Raw genomic sequence first — 19904 nt, 5'->3', positions numbered from 1 at the left:
TGAGACTTCAACGACCTTTATAACTCCGGTTCGTCGACGCCACTGTAGATATCCGAATCCTTATACAAATCATGAACATGGCGCACCAACACCATGATCACCGCCGCCACCGGCAACGCCAGCAATATGCCGGTAAAGCCGAACAGTTCACCCCCCGCCAGAATGGCGAAGATCACCGCTACCGGGTGCAGGCCGATACGATCGCCCACCAGCAAAGGCGTCAACACCATGCCTTCCAGCGCCTGCCCAACCATGAATACCGCGACGATGCCGATCATGGGATACAGATCGCCACCGAACTGGAACAGGCCGGCAATCAACGCCGCGCCGATGCCGATGACAAAACCCATGTACGGTACAATGGCCGCCAGGCCTGCGATCAGACCGATCAACAACCCCAACTCCAGTCCCAACAGCATCAAGCCCGCCGCGTAGATCACGCCCAACGCCACCATCACCAGCAACTGCCCGCGCACGAATGCACCCAGCACTTCATGGCATTCACCTGCCAGGGTCACAACACGCTCTTCGCGATCACGGGGCAGCAGGCTGCGGATCTTGGCCATCATCAGGTCCCAGTCCCGCAGCAAATAGAAGACCACCACCGGGATCAGCACCAGATTCGCCAGCAAGCCAATCAATGCGAGGCCGGAGGCCGTTGCCTGACTCAGCACAACACCGACAATGTCAGTGGTTTGGCCCATGTGCTCACTGATCGCAGCCTTGAGCTTGTCGAACTTCCAGAAATTATCCGACAGTCCAAATTTCGATTGCGCCCACGGCAGTGCGGTGTGCTGCAACCAATCGAGCATCTGCGGCGCCAGCTCATACAAGCGAAACAGCTGCTTGGCGAGCATCGGCACCAACACCAACAGCAATGTCGTGAAGATCAAGGTGAACAACGCGAACACCGCCACCACGCCCCATGTCCGTGACAGACCGGCCCTCTCCAGCCGATCCACCAGCGGATCGAACAGATAGGCCAGCAGCAACGCGACCAGAAAAGGCGTCAGGATCGGATGCAACAACCAGACAAACACGCAGAGCAGAACCACCCCACCCAACCAAAACCAACGCCGCGTATCGGCCATGTACCACTCCATCTGCATCTATATAAAGAAAGAAAACCTTACCAACGGAATCTCAACTGCGGCACCGGTGCCGGGGTTGGCGCAACCACAGGCGCCGAACCATCGGCCACCGGCTGAACAGGCGCTGCCGGAGCTGGCGCCTCACCGGCCGGAACCTCCTGCAACTTCGCCAGGGACAGCTGCGAGCGTAACTGCTCGGCACTGCCATTGACCCGATAGAGAATGCGATCGCCGTCGACCGTTTGCAGGCGCGCCCCAAAAGGCTCCAGCAAACGACCAAGGGCGGCGTAGCGTTCCAGGTTCATGCCCTGCACTTCCAGCAATTGTTCCCCCGAAGCCCCCGGCTTGACGACAAACCGCGGCGCCAGACGCTGGCTCACCGCCAGCATCACCGCATCGGCCACCGCGGCCTGGTCCGCCCCCTGTACGCTGCCCGCTTCCTTCTTGTCGCCCAGCCACAAATTCCACTTGGCCTGCCACTGGCCACCCTCTTCCCGGGCATGCACCGCGAGCAAGGCGTCAGCGTTGTAACGGTCCGAGGCACTGCGCAGCGGCGTGGCATCCGCCCCTTCAAGATTCGGCGCCGTAGCGACCAGTTGCTCACTCAGGTCCGCCAGCGGCAGACGCAACGGCAGGCCACGGTGTTGTGCCGCGCGACGCAACGGCGCGGCGCTGGCCTGGCCATCACCCACCAGGCTGGAACCCTCGGCGGAATCGTTCAGCCACCAACTCAGGATCGAAGGTCGATTCGCCCCCCACAAAGACAACCCGGCGCGGCGCAAGGCCTGTTCGGTGCTGGCCGGGTCGAAATCGACCTTCAGTACTTCCGGCGGGCCGGCATCAAAACCGTATTGACTGATGATCTGCTGCGGGTCTTTACGCAGTGCCGCCAACCCCGGGCTTTGCGCAGCCTTCGGGTCGCCGGTCAGGCGCAGCACCAGCGTGTCCAGCGCGCGCTGGGTCGCCTGATCGCGCTCCTCGGCCGACTGACTGCTGACAGGCTCGCGCACTTGATACAAGCCTTTGACGGTTTCGGCATGGCTCGCCAGGCTGACCAGTGACAAACAGCCTGCAAATAAAAATCTGGAAAAAAAACGCATGGAAGATTCCTGACGACGAGAGCGGCTGGAACAGACCGCATGAAGATGATCGAGCAAGGCTGTGACCACGTCCCTGCGCAAAACATTCACCACGATCTGACTAAGTTTTCGCACTGTCATAACGATAGACGGTTAATCGCGATACCTTATACAGCCATCGAGGCTGCGACCAACATGGGCAATAACGGTTTTTTTCAGCCGATATGCCCCTGCCGTCGGCGTGAGGATGGCCGCTGCCCCTCAAGCCTGATAAAATCGCGCGCCTTCGCAGACCGGCAACAGCCGGGCACCCTGAAATTCGCGGACGGCACTCGCCTTCGTCTGTTTCGGCGGTCCCACTGGACTCGGTCGTTACCCCTGAATCCCCCCTAAAGGCCTGGATCATGAGCAAGCAACCCTCCCTGAGCTACAAGGACGCCGGTGTAGACATCGACGCCGGTGAAGCATTGGTCGAACGCATCAAGAGCGTCGCCAAGCGCACTGCGCGCCCGGAAGTCATGGGCGGCCTGGGCGGTTTCGGCGCCCTCTGCGAAATCCCGGCCGGCTACAAGCAGCCCGTACTGGTTTCCGGCACCGACGGCGTGGGCACCAAGCTGCGCCTGGCACTGAACCTGAACAAGCACGACAGCATCGGCATCGACCTGGTGGCCATGTGCGTGAACGACCTGGTGGTCTGCGGCGCCGAGCCGCTGTTCTTCCTCGATTACTACGCCACGGGCAAACTGAACGTCGAAACCGCGACCCAGGTCGTGACCGGTATCGGCGCTGGTTGTGAATTGTCCGGCTGCTCCCTGGTCGGCGGCGAAACCGCTGAAATGCCTGGCATGTACGAAGGCGAAGACTACGACCTGGCCGGCTTCTGCGTCGGCGTCGTGGAAAAATCCGAAATCATCGACGGTTCGAAAGTCGCTGCCGGCGATGCCCTGCTCGCCCTGCCGTCTTCCGGCCCGCACTCCAACGGCTACTCGCTGATCCGCAAGATCATCGAAGTGTCCGGTGCCGACATCGAAAACATCCAGCTCGACGGCAAACCGCTGACCGACCTGCTGATGGCCCCGACCCGCATCTACGTGAAGCCGCTGCTCAAGCTGATCAAGGACACCGGCGCGGTCAAGGCCATGGCGCACATTACCGGTGGCGGCCTGCTGGACAACATCCCGCGCGTGCTGCCGAAAGGCGCCCAAGCCGTGGTTGACGTGGCGAGCTGGACCCGTCCTGCCGTATTCGACTGGCTGCAAGAGAAAGGCAACGTCGACGAAAACGAAATGCACCGCGTGCTGAACTGCGGCGTCGGCATGGTCATCTGCGTTGGCCAGGAGCATGTCGAGACTGCGCTGAACGTCCTGCGTGAAGCCGGCGAGCAGCCTTGGGTCATCGGTCAGATCGCCACCGCTGCCGAAGGCGCGGCTCAGGTAGAACTGAAGAACCTCAAGGCTCATTGATGTCCCAGACCTGTGATGTGGTGGTGCTGTTGTCCGGCACCGGCAGTAACTTGCAGGCCTTGATCGACAGCACGCGGACCGGCGACAGCCCGGTCCGCATCGCCGCGGTGATTTCCAACCGCGCCGACGCTTACGGCCTGCAACGCGCCAGGGACGCGGGTATCGACACCCGCTCCCTGGATCACAAGGCTTTCGAAGGCCGCGAAGCCTTCGATGCCGCGCTGATCGAACTGATCGACGCTTTCAACCCCAAACTCGTGGTACTGGCCGGTTTCATGCGCATTCTCAGCGCTGACTTCGTACGCCACTACGCGGGTCGCCTGCTGAACATCCATCCCTCGCTGCTGCCCAAATACAAAGGGTTACACACTCATCAGCGCGCGCTGGAAGCCGGCGACACGGAACACGGCTGCTCCGTGCACTTCGTCACCGAGGAACTCGATGGCGGACCACTGGTCGTACAGGCAGTAATACCGGTAGAGTTGCACGATTCGCCGCAGAGTCTGGCGCAGCGGGTCCACACTCAGGAACACCTGATCTACCCGATGGCCGTACGCTGGTTTGCCGAGGGTCGTTTATCGCTCGGCGAGCAAGGTGCTTTACTGGATGGACAGTTACTCGCGGCCAGCGGCCACTTGATTCGAAACTAGGAGATTTTATGCGTCGCGCCCTGCTCTTCGCTTGCGCTCTGCTCGCACTGCCTTTTGCGCAGGCTGCAGAACTTCAACCGTTCTCCGCCAGCTACACTGCCGACTGGAAACAGCTGCCCATGAGCGGCACGGCCGAACGCAGCCTGACCAAGGAAGCCAACGGTGTCTGGAAGCTCAGCTTCAAGGCTTCGATGATGATCGCCAGCCTGACCGAAGAAAGCACCCTGACTGTGGACAAGGACACCCTGCTGCCACAGTCCTACCACTTCGAACGCGGTGGCCTGGGTAAAGCCAAGAAAGCCGACCTGGACTTCGATTGGACCAACAAAATGGTCACCGGCACCGATCGCGGCGACGCAGTCAAGATCCCGCTCAATCGCGGCATGGTCGACAAATCCACGTATCAGCTGGCCCTGCAGCACGACGTGGCCGCCGGCAAGAAAAGCATGAGCTATCAGGTCGTCGATGATGGCGAAGTCGATACCTATGACTTCCGCGTGCTGGGTTCGGAAAAAGTCGACACCAAGGCCGGCCAGATCGATGCGATCAAGGTCGAGCGCGTGCGCGACCCGACACAAAGCAAGCGCATCACCGTGCTGTGGTTCGCCAAGGATTGGGATTACTTGCTGGTCCGCCTGCAACAGGTCGAAACCGACGGCAAGGAGTACAACATCATGCTCCTCGACGGCAAGGTCAACGGCAAGACTGTCAAAGGCAGCTGATCCGGTTCGACACAAGAATCCGGAATCCGACAAGGATTCCGGATTTTTTATGCCTGCTGAAAGCTAAATCCGCGCCAGCGCCTGGGCCAGGTCGGCGCGCAGGTCTTCAACATCCTCGACGCCCACGGACAAGCGCACCAGCGCATCGCCGATGCCGAGTTGCGCGCGCGTGTCTGCCGGGATGGTGGCGTGGGTCATGATCGCCGGGTGCTCGATCAGGCTTTCCACCCCGCCCAGGCTTTCGGCCAAAGCGAAAATCTGCACACTTTCAAGGAAGCGTCTGGCGCCGGCCAGGTCGCTGTTCAGGTCGAGGGAAATCATCCCGCCGAATCCACGCATCTGCTGTCGAGCCAATTCGTGCTGCGGATGCGACGGCAGGCCCGGATAGTAGACGCGCGCCACTTGCGGCTGACGCTCCAGCCATTGCGCCAGCTCCAGCGCGTTGCTGCAATGGCGCTCCATGCGCAACGCCAGGGTCTTCACCCCACGCAAGGTGAGGAACGCGTCAAACGGCCCGGCGATAGCGCCCACCGCATTCTGCAAAAAGCCCAGGCGCTCGGCCAGTTCGGCGTTCTGCCCGACCACCGCGATGCCGCCAATCACGTCGGAGTGGCCGTTCAGGTACTTGGTCGTCGAGTGCACCACGATATCGAAACCCAGCTCCAGCGGGCGTTGTATCCACGGGCTGGCGAATGTGTTGTCGGCGACGCAGAGGATGCCTCGCTCGCGGCAGATGCGCGCAATGGCGGCGAGATCAGAAAGGCGCAGCAAAGGATTACTCGGCGTCTCGACACAGACCATGCGCGTGTCGTCCTGCAACGCCGCTTCGAAGGCCGACAGGTCGGTCAGGTCGACGTAGCTGAAACGATGCCCGGCACTGCGCTGACGCACCTTATCGAACAGTCGGAACGTTCCGCCGTACAGGTCGTTACCGGAGACGATGTGCGCGTTGGCGTCGAGCAACTCCAGTACGGTGGAAATCGCCGCCAGCCCGGAGGCGAAGGCGAACGCCCGGGTCCCGCCCTCGAGGTCCGCCACGCAACGCTCCAGCGCAAAACGTGTCGGGTTGTGCGAGCGCCCGTAGTCGAGGCCCTTGTGTACACCAGGACTCTGCTGCAAGTACGTGGAGTTGGCATAAATCGGCGGCATCAGCGCCCCGGTGGAAGGATCCGGCGTCTGTCCGGCATGGATCACACGGGTGCCGAAGGCACGTGGCGCGCCGGATTCATCGTGCTGACTCATGAAAGGGATCTCCGTAAGTGATTGAGCATGTCGACTCGTGTAATCAAGCCGTGGAAGCCCGAGGCATCAGCGATGATCGCCACCAGCCCGCGATCGAGCTCCGCCTGCAGTTCGGCCAGACTGGCGTCAGCCGGCAGGGTTTGCAACTTGTCGGTCATCGCGCTGGCCACGGGCATGCGCAAGTGCGAAGCGTCTTGGTGCACACCCAGCAGAATGTCGGACTCGTCGATCACGCCGATCAGCTGCTTTCCGTCTGCCAGGACCGGCAGTTGTGAGACATCCGCCAGGCGCATGCGCTGGAAGGCCGTAAGCAGCGTGTCGTCGGGGCCGACGCTGATCACGCGGCCATCCTCGAAGCGCCGCGCGATCAGGTCGCGCAGATCGCCGTAGCGCTTGTATTGCAGCAGGCCCTGATCGTTCATCCACTGGTCGTTGTAGACCTTCGACAGGTAGCGGGTGCCGGTGTCGCAGACGAAGCTGACCACGCGCTTCGGCTCGGTTTGCTCACGGCAGTAACGCAGGGCCGCCGCCAGCAATGTGCCGGTCGAGGAGCCGCCGAGAATGCCTTCGGCGCGCAGCAACTGGCGGGCATGATCGAAGCTCTCCTCGTCGCTGATCGAATAGGCATGACGCACGCTGGAAAGGTCGGCAATCGACGGAATGAAATCCTCACCGATGCCCTCCACCGCCCAGGACCCGGCCTTGCCGAGGATGCCACTGCGACTGTACTCGGCCATCACCGAGCCGACCGGGTCGGCCAGCACCATTTCCAGGTTCGGCTGCACGCGCTGGAAGAAGCGCGTCAGCCCGGTCAGCGTGCCGGCCGAACCGACGCCGACCACAATGGCGTCCAGATCATGCTGGGTCTGCGCCCAGATTTCCGGCGCGGTGCTGCACTCGTGGGCCAGCGGGTTGGCCGGGTTGTTGAATTGATCGGCGAAGAACGCGTCGGGAATTTCCTGCGCCAGCCGCGCCGCCACGTCCTGATAGTAATCGGGATGGCCCTTGCCGACGTCGGAACGGGTGATGTGCACCTCGGCGCCCATGGCCTTGAGGTGCAAGACCTTCTCGGTGGACATTTTGTCCGGCACCACCAGCACCACTCGATAACCTTTGGCACGGCCGACCAGGGCCAGTCCGAGGCCGGTGTTGCCGGCGGTGGCCTCAACGATGGTGCCGCCGGGTTGCAGACGGCCATCGCGTTCGGCGGCGTCGATCATCGCCAGGCCGATGCGATCCTTGATCGAACCGCCGGGGTTCTGCGATTCGAGTTTGAGAAACAGTGTGCACGGGCCGGTGTCGAAGCGGCTGACGCGCACCAGCGGCGTATTGCCGATCAGTTCAAGCACGGCAGGGCGGGAGTCGTTTGGCATGTCGTAACCTCGCTGCGAGAATCCGCACTGGATGGACAGCGACTGCGGCGGGTCATCGCACGCGAGTCGCCAATAATGCCTCGCTTGGAACATAGGCACGGATTGCGTCATCCGCAACCGCCCGCAGCCAATCGGTCACCTGGCCGCCTTAACGGTTACGCGGCAGAATCGACAGGAAATTGTCCCGTGCGACTTTCCTCGCAACCTCTTCAGGCAAGGCGTCGAGAAACGGATCGAAGCTGCGCATTTCCTTACCGAGCTTGTTGAAACGTCCCACCACATCAGAGCCGAGCATGAAGCGATCCGGGAAGCGCTCCACCAGTTTCAGCCAGGCTTGCGAGGGTTTGCCCTGCTCATCCAGCAAATAAGGCGTCAGCATGCTCCAGGACAGGTCGATGTACAGATTGGGGTAAGCCTCGAGCATTCGTGTCAGGGTCGGCAACAGAAAATCCAGCTGGGTCTGATGCCGATGGACTTCAGCGCTGGTCCCCGCGTGGGCCCAAATGAATCGCGTGTGCGGGTGATTGCGCAGCGGCTCCTCGACTTCCGACAGGTACAGCGGATTTTTCTCACGCTTGGAGGTGATGTTGGAGTGCAGCATCACCGGCAAGTCGTTCTCGGCCGCGAGGTGATAGATCCGCGTCATCGCTTCGTTGTTGGCCCGTGGCGTGTCCCCGGAAGTCAGCGCGGTCAGGTCATCGTGCCGGGTGAACACTTCGCCAATCCCCTGCCACAACCCCGGATTAAGGTCGAGCATGCGCTGGATGTGCGCCGCGGAGTTTTTGTCGTTGGGGTTGAAGCCCGACAGGAACGGGTGAAAACGCTGGCGCTGCTCGGGCGTCAATTTGTTCACCGCCGCCGCAACGATCACATCAGTGGCGCTGTACCAATAGGCATCGGCGTCATCACCGGCGTAATAGCGTGGGCGCTTCGGTTCGTCTTCGTGCCATTTCTTCGCCACCGGGATGCCGGAAATCATCACGTGCTCAATGGCATTGTCGTCCATGGCCTTGAGCAATGTCGGCATGCCGGCCGTTTCCTGGAAAAAGTCCACGTAATGCAGGTGCGCGTCGCTGTAGGCGTATTCGCGTGCATTGGCGTAAGCACTGGACAGCGCCAGCAAACAGACAAGGCTCAAACGGAACAAGGGCACGGGCAATCTCCGGGGGCAGGAAACACGTAGACCTCCGCGCACTCGAAGCGGTTCATCCTGTAATAAAGTGGAACGCGCACCAGTAGGAATGCTCTATACCTTCAAGGTCTTTTTTGATCGAATGACTTTTTAGCCTGGGAGGCTTCTCATGACCGTTACCGTCAATACCGTTTCCGCCGAAGGTTTTCGCCACAGCGTCCAGATCGATGACCACGAACTCTTTGCCGATGTGCCGACCACATCCGGCGGCGAAGGCACGGCCCCTGAGCCACACGATTACTTCGACGCTGCCCTGGGTGCCTGCAAGGCCCTGACGCTGAAGATGTACGCGAAGAAGAAAGACATTCCGCTGACTGGCGTCACGGTCGAAGTCAAACGTGACAACAGCGAAGAGCAGAAAGGCAAATACGCCCTGCACGTCAAGCTGACCCTCAAGGGTGTGCTCACCGACGCACAGCGCGACGAGCTGCACCGCGTGGCCGACCGCTGCCCGGTGCACAAGCTGATGACCAGCTCTGAAGTCAGCATCGAAACCCACCTGTCCGAAGGTGCCTTCAGCCAATAGCGGCAAGGGCTGCGCAAGCGGGTTATGCTCCACGCGTCACCCGCTCAGCCTGGAATGCACCATGAACACTCCGCTCGTGATCCGCCCTCGCGCCGAAGATGTCGAAGGCCAGCCCATTCTCCGCCCATTGCCGTCGGCCAAATGCCGCAGCGTCGGGCCTTTCGTGTTTTTCGACCACATGCTCGAAACCCGTTATCCGGCGGGTAAAGGCATGAACATCCGTCAGCATCCGCACATTGGCCTGTCCACGCTCACCTACTTGTTCGAAGGCAAAATCCAGCACAAGGACAGCCTTGGCTCCGATCAGGTGGTAGAAGCCGGTGATGTCAGCTGGATGACGGCGGGCAGTGCGATTGCTCACGTTGAACGTACCCCTGATGCCTTGAAAGAAAGCGGCTTCACCATGCATGGCTTGCAGATCTGGCTCGCCTCTCCAAAAGAGCATGAACAGGGCCCAGGCCACTACAGCCATCACCCGGCGGCGACGTTGCCGGTCAGCGATAACCTTGGCGTGAAGATCCGGATGATTGCCGGGTCAGGCTTTTGCCTGGAATCGCCGGTACCGGTGCTTTCTCCGACGCTGTATGCGGAGCTGAACCTGCAAACTGCGACCACCTTGCTGATTCCGGCCGAGCATGAAGAACGGGCGCTGTATGTGCTCAGTGGCGAAGCGCAGCTGGATGGCGAACTGCTGGAACCGCATGCGCTGGTGGTGTTGCCTGCCGGAGAGGAAATGACGTTGTTCGCCGAGAGCGACTGTCACGCGGTGCTGTTTGGCGGGGCGCCGCTGGACGGGCCGCGGCGGATCAACTGGAATTTTGTGGCGAGCGATCCGGCGGCGATCGATGAAGCGCGGCGGCGCTGGGCGGCTGGGGATTGGCCGACGGTGCCCGGGGAAAGCGAGCGGATTGAACTGCCTTAAGATCTTCTGCGTCAGTCATTGCGCCATCGCGGGCAAGCCCGCTCCCACAGTTTGCCGAGTCGTATTCAAAAGTTGCATACGACACAATTCCCTGTGGGAGCGGGCTTGCCCGCGATGAGGTCGGCACTGACACCGAGAGTCTCAGGGCGGAATCAGCTATCAGTCTTTAAAAACTTCATCCAGCAAATTGTGCATCGAGGTAAACGCCCTAGCCGCCGTCTTCGCGTCATACATCATCTTGCCCGGCACGTCCGCATGCGGATCCGTAAACGAATGCACCGCACCGCCGTAGCTCAGCAGTTGCCAATCCACGCCCGCTGCGTTCATTTCCTGTTCAAACACCGGCAATTGCTCTTTCGGCACCAACGGATCGGACGCGCCGTGCAACACCAGCACCGAGCCCTTGATGTTTTTCGCATCGTTGACGTTCGGCGTATCCAGCGTGCCATGGAACGACACCGCCGCTTTGACCGGCGCGCCCGTGCGGGCCAGTTCCAGTGCGCAGCAACCGCCAAAACAGAAACCGAAAGTCGCCAGCTTCGAGGTATCGACCGCCGCCTCGCCCTGCCCTTGCAACTGTTCGAACGCCGCCTGCATGCGCGTGCGCAGCAACCCGCGGTCGTTCTTCAGCGGCATCATCGCTGCACCCGCCTCGTCGGCGTTCTGCGGGCGTAACGACTGACCGTACAGGTCCGCGATCAGCACCACATAACCCTTCGCTGCCACCGACCTGGCAATCTCCTCGGCACCGGCACTGACGCCCATCCAGTTTGGCGCCATCAACAGACCGGGTCGTGGGCCTTTGTGGCCGGCATCGAACGCCAGGCGGCTTTCATACGCCTGGCCATCAATCTGATAAGCGACGGAACGAACAGTGATTTGGCTCATGACTAACTCCCAGCAAAAGACACCAGAATGAAAAAACCCGCCGAAGCGGGTTTTTGTACAACTCAGTTAAACCGACAGTTCAACCAGCAGCTTGTTGAGGCGGCGCACATACGCGGCCGGGTCTTTCAAGCTGTCGCCGGCCGCCAGGGCCGCCTGATCGAAGAGAATGTGCGACAGGTCGCCGAAGCGCTCGTCGCTCTGCTCGTTGTCGAGCTTCTCGATCAGCGGGTGAGCCGGGTTGAATTCGAAGATCGGCTTCGAATCCGGCACCTTCTGACCGCTGGCTTCGAGGATCTGACGCATCTGCATGCCCAGGTCCTGCTCGCCGATGGCCAGAATCGCCGGGGAGTCGGTCAGGCGGTGGGAAACACGCACTTCGGCAACGGAGTCGCCCAGCGCGGTTTTCAGACGCTCAACCAGGCCCTCTTTGGACTTGGCGACTTCTTCCGCGGCTTTCTTGTCCTCTTCCGAGTCCAGGTTGCCCAGGTCCAGGTCACCGCGGGCCACGTCGACAAAGCTCTTGCCGTCGAAGTCGCTGAGGTAGCTCATCAGCCACTCGTCGATGCGGTCGGTCAGCAGCAGCACTTCGATGCCTTTCTTGCGGAAGACTTCCAGGTGCGGGCTGTTTTTGACTTGCGCGTAGGTTTCGCCGGTCAGGTAGTAAATCTTGTCCTGACCTTCCTTGGCGCGAGCCAGGTAATCCGCCAGACCCACAACCTGCTCACCTTCTTCGCCCTGAGTGGAGGCGAAACGCAACAGGCCAGCGATTTTCTCTTTGTTGGCGAAGTCTTCTGCCGGGCCTTCTTTCATGACCTGACCGAAGTTCTTCCAGAAGCCTTTGTATTGCTCAGGCTCGTTCTTCGCCAGTTTTTCCAGCATGTCCAGAACACGCTTGGTCAGCGCCGACTTCATGGAGTCGATGATCGGGTCTTTCTGCAGAATTTCCCGCGACACGTTCAGCGACAGGTCGTTGGAATCGACCACGCCCTTGATGAAGCGCAGGTACAGCGGCAGGAACGACTCGGCCTGGTCCATGACGAATACGCGTTGCACATACAGCTTCAGGCCTTTCGGCGCTTCACGCTGGTACAGATCGAACGGAGCACGGGTCGGCACGTACAGCAGCGAGCTGTATTCCAGCTTGCCTTCGACCTTGTTGTGGCTCCAGCTCAGCGGATTCTCGAAATCGTGAGCGATGTGCTTGTAGAACTCCTGGTATTCCTCGTCCTTGATCTCGGTGCGAGGACGGGTCCACAGGGCGCTGGCGCGGTTGACGGTTTCCCATTCAACGGCCGGCTTCTCTTCGCCTTCGACGGCTGCCACTTCTTTCGGCAACTCGATCGGCAAAGCGATGTGGTCGGAGTACTTCTTGATGATGTTGCGCAAGCGCCAGCCATCGGCGAATTCGTCTTCACCGGACTTCAGGTGCAGAACGATACGGGTACCGCGCTCGGCTTTCTCGACGGTGGCCACTTCAAAGTCGCCTTCACCCTTGGACGACCAGTGCACGCCTTCGCTGGCGGCAACACCGGCACGGCGGCTGAACACGTCGACTTTGTCGGCAACGATGAAGGCCGAGTAGAAACCAACACCAAACTGACCGATCAGGTGCGAGTCTTTCTTCTGATCGCCAGACAGGTGTTTCATGAAGTCGGCAGTGCCGGATTTGGCGATCGTGCCCAAGTGGGTGATCGCGTCTTCACGGCTCATGCCGATGCCGTTGTCTTCGAGGGTGACGGTTTTCGCGTCCTTGTCGAAGCTCACACGGATTTTCAGTTCGGCGCCACCTTCCAGCAGTTCAGGCTTGGACAGGGCTTCGAAACGTAATTTGTCGACAGCGTCAGAGGCGTTCGAGATCAATTCGCGAAGGAAAATTTCCTTGTTGGAATACAGCGAATGGATCATGAGGTGCAGCAATTGCTTCACCTCGGTCTGGAAGCCCAGGGTTTCCTTTTGAGTTTCCACACTCATGGTCATCAAACTCCAATCAGATGGCAGTGGCCGCGACCTTGAGGGTCGGCGGCGGGTTGTCATCAGAGTTTGGGGCTGAGTTCAGGATTTCAAGGGCTCTTCAATTTTGAAATGGCCGCGGGCCGTGGCAATCGGTTCGCCTTCGGTGGTTTGCCAGGCCGTAATCGCCACGTTTGCCACGCGCCGGCCCTGGCGGCAAACCTGACATTTGGCCCAGGTGTCGCGAAACTGCCCGGCTCGCAGGTAGTCGAGGGAGAAGTCGATGATCTTCGGCACACCGGGCGAACCGGTGAAAATCAGCAGGTGCAGCGCTGCGGACAGCTCCATGAACCCGGCGATCACCCCACCGTGGATGGCGGGCAGTAAAGGGTTACCAATGTTGTCCTTGTTGGCCGGCAGGCGAAACAGCAACTCATCCCCGACACGCGAACACTCGACGCCGATCAGTTTGGCGTAGGGAAGCAAATGCAGCAGCGAGGCGTAATCGCCCTGCTCGTGGGCCTGCTGAAGTTGTTCCTTGAACGTGTCAGTCATTTCGCACCTCCGGCGATCGCACCGCCAAAACCCTTGGTGCCTTTGACGGCCTTGCCCATGCGCATGAATGTGCCGACGACATGGGCGATCGGCTGCTCGGGATCGTCCTGGTAGGCAAAGCCGCGGGCGAAGATCACGTCGGTGGTCACCCGGTAGCATTGGGCGAAACCGTAGACATCCTTGTGAGGCTCGGCGGCGTGCATGTAGTCGATGCGCAAATCGAGGGTCGGGCAGACTTCAAATTCGGGCAGGACGCAGAGGGTCGACATGCCGCAGGCGGTGTCCATCAGTGAGGTCAGCGCTCCGCCATGGATCACCCCGGTTCGCGGATTGCCTACGATTTGCGGGCTGTACGGCAGGATGACCGTCAGTCCGTCGCTGCTGGCGCTGTGAACGCGCAAACCCAATACCTGACAATGCCTGAGCGCGGAAAGAAATCGCGTCGCGCGCTCAAAAACGGGGTTTTCGGCCATGTGATAAACACTCTTTTTAGTACTCGAAAATCGTATTCAGCGTATTCGTAAAAGTTCCCGTGGGAATAATCTTATATATCTGAACGAATTGAGGAACTTAACCCTGATAGCTGTGCTCGAAAGGCCAGTAGATATTTTCCATAAGGAGATACACCCCATGCGTAAGACTTTAGCTATTGCCTTGATGTTGACCGCTTCCCTCGGTCTCGCTGCTTGCGATAAAAAATCCGAGGACAAAGCTCAAGATGCTAACCAACATGCCGAGCAAGCTCAGCAAGACATGAACAAAGCTCAGGATAAAGTGAACGACGCTGCGAAAGAAAACGCCGAAGCCGCCAAAGCTCAGGCTGAATCGGATGCAGCGGCAGCAAAAGAAGCACCTAAAAACTAAAACAGTTTTTAGCGTGATAAAGAAAACCCGCCAAGTGCGGGTTTTCTTTTGCCTGTGATTTGTCCCGCTAGAGCAAAATAGTTCTAAAAGTCGGACTAATCATCAGCAGCAACGAACACACTAGTCCGATGAACCACACCAGACTCCGCTGCCAGGCAAGATCTGCCCAATAGCACAGCAAATAAATGATCCGGGTGATCACGAAGATGATTGCCAGCGAATCGACCAGCCACCCGGCCGTTTGCGTGGTGTGCGCCATCAACACTCCCACCGCAAATAATATGAATGCCTCGAAGCAGTTTTGATGAGCCGCCACCGCGCGGGCGCCAAAGCCTGTGAGTTGCGCTTGTTGCTGACGCGGCAGGTGATTGTCGTAACCGCCCTGCTCTTTCATGGCCTTGGCCACCGGAATCTTTGCCACGTAAATCAGCAAGGCGCTGATAAACACGCACCAGAACGGAATACTCATCAAGCGGCCTCTTTGTTGGCTTCGGGCAATGGCGCCTCTGTAGGGGTATAGACCATCACATCGAGAACGTCGGAATGAAACTCCCGGCGATACAACACCAGCACCACGCCGGCACTCATCAACATGAACAGCCACGGGCTGACAAACCAGGCCAGCATGGTCATGCCGAAGTAGTAAGAACGCAGGCCAAAGTTGAACTGGTTGGCGGCCATGGAGATAACCCGGGCCGCGCGGGCCGCAAAGGCTTTGCGCTCTTGTTCAGACACGTGGCGCTCGCCAACCATTGGCGCCGACCCGATCAAAATGGCGGCGAAGTTGTACTGGCGCATGCACCAACTGAAGGTGAAGAACGCGTAGACAAACACCAGCGCCAGACACAGCAACTTGATCTCGGACATGCCTTGCGACGCCTGCTGCACCATCGGAATATCCGCCAGCAACGACACGGCCCGTTCGGACGCGCCGAGCACCGTAAGAATACCGGCCAGGATAATCAGCGTGCTGGAAGCAAAGAACGAGGCGTTGCGCTCCAGATTGCCGACCACGCTGGCGTCGGCGATGCGGTTATCGCGCAGCAGCATACGGCGCATCCAGTCTTCACGGTACAAGTGCAGCACACTGGCCAGGCACGCGGTGTCGCGGCCTTTCCACGAGGCGTATCGGGTGTAACCGCCCCAGCAGATGACAAACCAGACGGCGGCGAGGATGTGGATGATGTTGGCGTGGATGAACGACATGCAGGTCCTTGTGATGTGAGATCGGTACACCGAAACCCTGTGGGAGCGGGCTTGCTCGCGAAGACGGCTTATCATTCAACATTGATGTCGACTGACCCACCGCCTCGCGAGCAAGCCCGCTCCCACAGGGGATTTGCAGTGTTTCGACGTTAGCTGACAAAAAAAGACACCGCATCACGCGCATAAAAAATGCCCCGTATCGATTGATACGGGGCATTTCTGTAGAGGCTCAAGACCCGCTTGTGGCGGGCCATGAAGCCGCTTAAGCCAGCGCTTCTTCGCGCTTGCCCAGCAGACGGTCGCACACCACCGCAACCACCAGGGTCATCACCGACGGCACCAGCCACGCCAGGCCCTGCTCGCTCAGTGGCAAGTGGGACAGCTGAGTCGGCATCCAGTCCGCCAGACCCGCGCCCTTGAGCGCATCGATCATGCCGAAGATGAACGACACCAGCATCACCGGGCCAACGATACGGCCCTGTTCATGCCAGAAGTCCTTGCAGAAGCTCAGCGCTACCAGGGCGATGCACGGTGGGTAAATCGCGGTCAGCACCGGGATCGAGAACGCAATCAGATTGGTGAGGCCCAGGTTGGACACCAGCAGGGAGAATGCGGCGAGGATGATGACCAATGTCTTGTAAGACAACGGCAGCACACGGCTGAAGTATTCAGCGCAAGCGCAGGTCAGACCGACCGCCGTGACCAGACAGGCCAGGGAGATCAGCACCGCCAGGAAGCCGCTGCCCAACGAACCGAAGGTATGCTGAACATAAGCGTGCAGCACCGCGGCGCCGTTGGTTGCACCCGCCGCCACTTCATGGCTGCCGGAACCCAGCCGGAACAGGCTGACGTACACCAGCGCCAGGCCCACGCCAGCGATCAAACCGGCGATGATCGCGTAACGGGTGATCAGCGCTGGAGACTCGACGCCACGGGAGCGGATCGCGTTGACGATGACGATGCCGAACACCAGCGCGCCAAGGGTATCCATGGTCAGGTAACCATTGATGAACCCCTGGGAGAACGGTGCCGCGACATACTCAGGCGTGGCCACGCCAATATCGCCGGCCGGCAGTGCGAACGCGGCGATGCCGAGGGCGGCCAGGGCGATGATCTTCAGCGGCGCGAGGAAACGTCCCACGGTATCCAGCAAACGGCCCGGATACAGCGAAATGAAGAACACCAGCAGGAAGTACACCGAGCTGTAGAGGAACAGCGCCAACGGGCTTTCGCCGGTCAGCGGCGCCAGGCCCACTTCGAACGACACGGTTGCGGTGCGCGGCGTGGCGAACAACGGGCCAACCGCGAGGTAACACGCCGCAGCCAGCAAACCGCCGGCGACTTTGCCGATCGGGCTGCTCAGCGCATCCATCGCGCCGCCGACCTTGGCCAGTGCAACCACCGTGATGACCGGCAGACCGACCGCTGTGATCAGAAAGCCCAGTGCCGCCATCCAGACATTGGGCCCGGACTGTAAGCCGACGATAGGCGGGAAGATGATGTTGCCAGCCCCGACAAACAGGGCAAACGTCATAAAACCAAGTGCCAGGATGTCCTGGCCTTTCAACACTTTCATTAAGGAAATACCACACTACTGAATCGGAATTTAGAGAGGGATTTCCCTGAGGGGTGAGGGAAATGCTGTCGGTCCGTATAGGACTGACCCGTTTAGCGCGACGCTTCCTTGTGGGACGCAAACGCAAAAATGGCGGCTAGCCTAACGAATTTGCCCGACAAACGCACTGTTAAGGGGCGATCTATCCGATACGCGACATTTCTGTGTCGCGTTTACATATTTTATTTACTTGCACAGAACCCCGTGGCGAGGGGATTTATCCCCGTTGGGTCGCGAAGCGGCCCCAAAACCTGCATTCGAGGTGTATCAGATGCACCGCATACAATGGTTTTACGACTGCCGCGCAGTCGAACGGGGATAAATCCCCTCGCCACAACGGCCCATCACAATCTCCAGAAACGACAAAGGCCACCCGAAGGTGGCCTTTGTTTGGTGAAGCGTCAGGTAAGCGCGAGGCTTACTTGATCGCCCAACCGGTCAGCTCGGACAAAGCCTTGCCGATGTCTGCCAGCGAACGCACGGTTTTAACGCCTGCGTCTTCCAGGGCAGCAAACTTCTCGTCTGCAGTACCTTTGCCGCCAGAGATGATTGCGCCAGCATGGCCCATGCGCTTGCCCGCAGGGGCAGTCACACCAGCGATGTAGGAAACAACCGGCTTGGTCACGTGTGCCTTGATGTAGGCAGCCGCTTCTTCTTCAGCCGAACCGCCGATCTCACCGATCATCACGATCGCTTCGGTCTTCGGGTCTTCCTGGAACAGCTTCAGGATGTCGATGAAGTTCGAACCCGGGATCGGGTCACCGCCGATGCCGACGCAAGTCGACTGACCGAAACCGGCGTCAGTGGTCTGCTTAACAGCTTCGTAGGTCAGGGTGCCGGAACGGGAAACGATACCGACCTTGCCTGGCAAGTGAATGTGACCTGGCATGATGCCGATCTTGCATTCACCTGGAGTGATCACGCCTGGGCAGTTAGGACCGATCAGGACTACGCCCAGTTCGTCGCACTTGACCTTGGCATCCAGCATGTCCAGGGTAGGAATGCCTTCAGTGATGCAAACGATCAGCTTGATGCCGCCGAATGCTGCTTCCAGGATGGAGTCCTTGCAGAAAGGAGCTGGAACATAGATCACGCTGGCGGTGGCGCCAGTGGCAGCTACAGCATCTTTCACGGTGTTGAACACTGGCAGGCCCAGGTGCTCGGTGCCGCCTTTGCCAGGAGTTACGCCGCCAACCATCTTGGTGCCGTATTCGATGGCTTGCTGGGTGTGGAAACTACCTTGCGAACCGGTAATACCCTGGCAGATAACTTTGGTGTCTTTATTGATCAGGACGCTCATTATTTGCCCTCCGCAGCTTTAACGACTTGTTGAGCAGCGTCGGTCAGGCTGGTAGCAGCGATGATGTTCAAACCGCTTTCTGCCAGTACTTTAGCGCCCAGCTCAGCGTTGTTGCCTTCAAGGCGAACAACAACCGGGATTTTCACGCCGACTTCTTTCACGGCGCCAATGATGCCTTCGGCAATCATGTCGCAACGAACGATGCCGCCGAAGATGTTGACCAGTACTGCAGCGACGTTAGTGTCGGACAGGATGATCTTGAACGCTTCGGTAACGCGTTCTTTGGTAGCACCGCCGCCCACATCGAGGAAGTTGGCTGGTTTGCCGCCATGCAGGTTGACGATGTCCATGGTACCCATGGCCAGGCCAGCACCGTTGACCATGCAACCGATGTTGCCTTCCAGCGCTACATAGTTCAGTTCGAACTTGGCAGCGTGCGCTTCGCGCGGATCGTCTTGCGACGGATCGTGGAAAGTCTTCAGCTTAGGCTGACGGTACATGGCGTTGGCGTCGATGTTGATCTTGGCGTCGAGGCAATGCAGATCGCCGTCAGCCTTGATCACCAGCGGGTTCACTTCCAGCAGAGCCAGGTCGTGATCCTTGAACAGCTTGGCCAGACCTACGAAGATCTTGGCGAACTGAGCAACTTGCTTGCCTTCCAGACCCAGCTGGAATGCCAGCTCGCGACCCTGGAATGGCTGAGCGCCAACCAGTGGATCGATAGTGGCTTTCAGAATTTTTTCTGGTGTGTCGTGAGCGATTTTCTCGATGTCCACGCCACCTTCGGTGGAAGCCATGAACACGATGCGACGGCTCGAACGGTCAACGACAGCGCCCAGGTACAGCTCTTTAGCGATATCAGTGCACGATTCAACCAGGATCTTGGTGACTGGCTGGCCGTTGGCGTCAGTCTGGTAAGTCACCAGACGCTTGCCCAGCCACTGCTGTGCGAAGGCCTTGGCGTCTTCTTTGCTGCGAACCAGCTTTACGCCGCCCGCTTTACCGCGACCACCTGCGTGAACCTGGGCTTTGACAACCCATTCGGTCCCGCCGATTTTGTCGCACGCTTCTGCTGCTGCTTCCGGGGTGTCTACGGCGAAACCCTGGGATACTGGCAGGCCGTATTCAGCGAACAGCTGCTTACCCTGATACTCGTGAAGATTCATGCTTATTACCGTCTTCGTTAGGTACTGCGCATTCGGTGCTGCACTTGTTCAAGTGCCGCACCACCTGTGACTGCTGCTTGCGTAGGTGTTCCGGATAACC

20 protein-coding genes are annotated in these 19904 nt (G+C 59.5%); 6 read left to right on the top strand and 14 right to left on the bottom strand.

Annotation, left to right across the window (positions count from 1 at the left end):
• Positions 1 to 17: 17 nt before the first annotated feature.
• Both ACA060_RS08270 and ACA060_RS08265 read right to left on the bottom strand, forming a co-directional pair.
• On the bottom strand, positions 18 to 1091 hold the full coding sequence (locus tag ACA060_RS08270; protein WP_497316535.1) for an AI-2E family transporter: 1074 nt from the start codon (positions 1089 to 1091) through the stop codon (positions 18 to 20).
• A 38-nt stretch (positions 1092 to 1129) separates the two neighbouring features.
• Positions 1130 to 2191, bottom strand: a complete 1062-nt coding sequence (locus ACA060_RS08265) for a DUF2066 domain-containing protein (protein WP_109628651.1) — start codon at positions 2189 to 2191, stop codon at positions 1130 to 1132.
• A 383-nt stretch (positions 2192 to 2574) separates the two neighbouring features.
• On the opposite strand from ACA060_RS08265, the gene purM reads away from it, so the two are divergent.
• Genes purM through ACA060_RS08250 form a run of 3 tightly spaced genes read left to right on the top strand, consistent with a single transcriptional unit; the run spans position 2575 to position 5005 of the window.
• On the top strand, positions 2575 to 3633 hold the full coding sequence (gene purM / locus ACA060_RS08260; protein ID WP_109628650.1) for a phosphoribosylformylglycinamidine cyclo-ligase: 1059 nt from the start codon (positions 2575 to 2577) through the stop codon (positions 3631 to 3633).
• The gene (gene purN / locus ACA060_RS08255) at positions 3633 to 4283 is read left to right on the top strand and encodes a phosphoribosylglycinamide formyltransferase (protein WP_497316532.1); all 651 of its coding nucleotides are present in this window, start codon (positions 3633 to 3635) and stop codon (positions 4281 to 4283) included. Before purM ends, purN begins: the two co-directional genes overlap by 1 nt.
• A gap of 8 nt (positions 4284 to 4291) precedes the next feature.
• Positions 4292 to 5005, top strand: a complete 714-nt coding sequence (locus tag ACA060_RS08250; RefSeq protein ID WP_109628648.1) for a DUF3108 domain-containing protein — start codon at positions 4292 to 4294, stop codon at positions 5003 to 5005.
• 63 nt (positions 5006 to 5068) lie between these two features.
• Here the strand turns inward: ACA060_RS08250 and ACA060_RS08245 are convergent, their stop codons facing one another.
• The 3 genes from ACA060_RS08245 to ACA060_RS08235 form a co-directional block, all read right to left on the bottom strand.
• On the bottom strand, positions 5069 to 6247 hold the full coding sequence (locus ACA060_RS08245; protein ID WP_438660779.1) for a trans-sulfuration enzyme family protein: 1179 nt from the start codon (positions 6245 to 6247) through the stop codon (positions 5069 to 5071).
• Positions 6244 to 7620 carry a pyridoxal-phosphate dependent enzyme gene (locus ACA060_RS08240; protein ID WP_497316530.1) on the bottom strand — a complete coding sequence of 459 codons (1377 nt, stop codon included), beginning with the start codon at positions 7618 to 7620 and terminating at the stop codon, positions 6244 to 6246. Before ACA060_RS08240 ends, ACA060_RS08245 begins: the two co-directional genes overlap by 4 nt.
• Before the next feature lie 148 nt (positions 7621 to 7768).
• Positions 7769 to 8815, bottom strand: a complete 1047-nt coding sequence (locus ACA060_RS08235) for an amidohydrolase family protein (protein WP_497316528.1) — start codon at positions 8813 to 8815, stop codon at positions 7769 to 7771.
• Positions 8816 to 8921: 106 nt separating this feature from the next.
• Between ACA060_RS08235 and ACA060_RS08230 the strand changes: the two genes are divergently transcribed.
• On the top strand, positions 8922 to 9338 hold the full coding sequence (locus ACA060_RS08230) for an OsmC family protein (RefSeq protein WP_109628644.1): 417 nt from the start codon (positions 8922 to 8924) through the stop codon (positions 9336 to 9338).
• Between the two features lie 61 nt (positions 9339 to 9399).
• Positions 9400 to 10260 (top strand): pirin family protein, encoded by an 861-nt coding sequence (locus ACA060_RS08225; RefSeq protein WP_497316526.1) that lies wholly within the window; start codon positions 9400 to 9402, stop codon positions 10258 to 10260.
• Positions 10261 to 10419: 159 nt separating this feature from the next.
• Here the strand turns inward: ACA060_RS08225 and ACA060_RS08220 are convergent, their stop codons facing one another.
• From ACA060_RS08220 to ACA060_RS08205, 4 genes are all read right to left on the bottom strand, one after another.
• Positions 10420 to 11148: a dienelactone hydrolase family protein gene (locus tag ACA060_RS08220; protein ID WP_497316524.1), complete on the bottom strand. Its 729-nt coding sequence runs from the start codon at positions 11146 to 11148 to the stop codon at positions 10420 to 10422.
• Between the two features lie 66 nt (positions 11149 to 11214).
• On the bottom strand, positions 11215 to 13119 hold the full coding sequence (gene htpG / locus ACA060_RS08215) for a molecular chaperone HtpG (RefSeq protein WP_109635985.1): 1905 nt from the start codon (positions 13117 to 13119) through the stop codon (positions 11215 to 11217).
• A gap of 81 nt (positions 13120 to 13200) precedes the next feature.
• The gene (locus ACA060_RS08210; protein ID WP_497316522.1) at positions 13201 to 13653 is read right to left on the bottom strand and encodes a PaaI family thioesterase; all 453 of its coding nucleotides are present in this window, start codon (positions 13651 to 13653) and stop codon (positions 13201 to 13203) included.
• On the bottom strand, positions 13650 to 14126 hold the full coding sequence (locus ACA060_RS08205; RefSeq protein ID WP_497316520.1) for a PaaI family thioesterase: 477 nt from the start codon (positions 14124 to 14126) through the stop codon (positions 13650 to 13652). The genes ACA060_RS08210 and ACA060_RS08205 overlap by 4 nt, the downstream gene beginning before the upstream one ends.
• A gap of 157 nt (positions 14127 to 14283) precedes the next feature.
• Between ACA060_RS08205 and ACA060_RS08200 the strand changes: the two genes are divergently transcribed.
• Positions 14284 to 14517, top strand: a complete 234-nt coding sequence (locus ACA060_RS08200; protein WP_109635983.1) for a hypothetical protein — start codon at positions 14284 to 14286, stop codon at positions 14515 to 14517.
• 67 nt (positions 14518 to 14584) lie between these two features.
• On the opposite strand, the gene ACA060_RS08195 is transcribed toward ACA060_RS08200, so the two are convergent.
• The 5 genes from ACA060_RS08195 to sucC form a co-directional block, all read right to left on the bottom strand.
• Entirely contained in the window at positions 14585 to 14986 is a 402-nt protein-coding gene (locus ACA060_RS08195) for an MAPEG family protein (protein ID WP_497316518.1), read from the bottom strand.
• The gene (locus tag ACA060_RS08190) at positions 14986 to 15723 is read right to left on the bottom strand and encodes a DUF599 domain-containing protein (RefSeq protein WP_109628638.1); all 738 of its coding nucleotides are present in this window, start codon (positions 15721 to 15723) and stop codon (positions 14986 to 14988) included. Before ACA060_RS08190 ends, ACA060_RS08195 begins: the two co-directional genes overlap by 1 nt.
• 262 nt (positions 15724 to 15985) lie before the next feature.
• Entirely contained in the window at positions 15986 to 17299 is a 1314-nt protein-coding gene (brnQ, locus tag ACA060_RS08185) for a branched-chain amino acid transport system II carrier protein (RefSeq protein ID WP_109628637.1), read from the bottom strand.
• 457 nt (positions 17300 to 17756) lie between these two features.
• Complete coding sequence (sucD, locus tag ACA060_RS08180) at positions 17757 to 18638, bottom strand: succinate--CoA ligase subunit alpha (protein ID WP_008148605.1); 882 nt, start codon at positions 18636 to 18638, stop codon at positions 17757 to 17759.
• Complete coding sequence (sucC, locus tag ACA060_RS08175) at positions 18638 to 19804, bottom strand: ADP-forming succinate--CoA ligase subunit beta (protein WP_008148602.1); 1167 nt, start codon at positions 19802 to 19804, stop codon at positions 18638 to 18640. The genes sucD and sucC overlap by 1 nt, the downstream gene beginning before the upstream one ends.
• Positions 19805 to 19904 lie beyond the last annotated feature (100 nt).

The sequence above is a fragment of the Pseudomonas sp. LBUM1671 genome, from assembly GCF_059695685.1.
The sequence above is the reverse complement of the archived record's forward strand: the minus strand, read 5'-3'. Positions and strand labels throughout refer to the sequence as shown.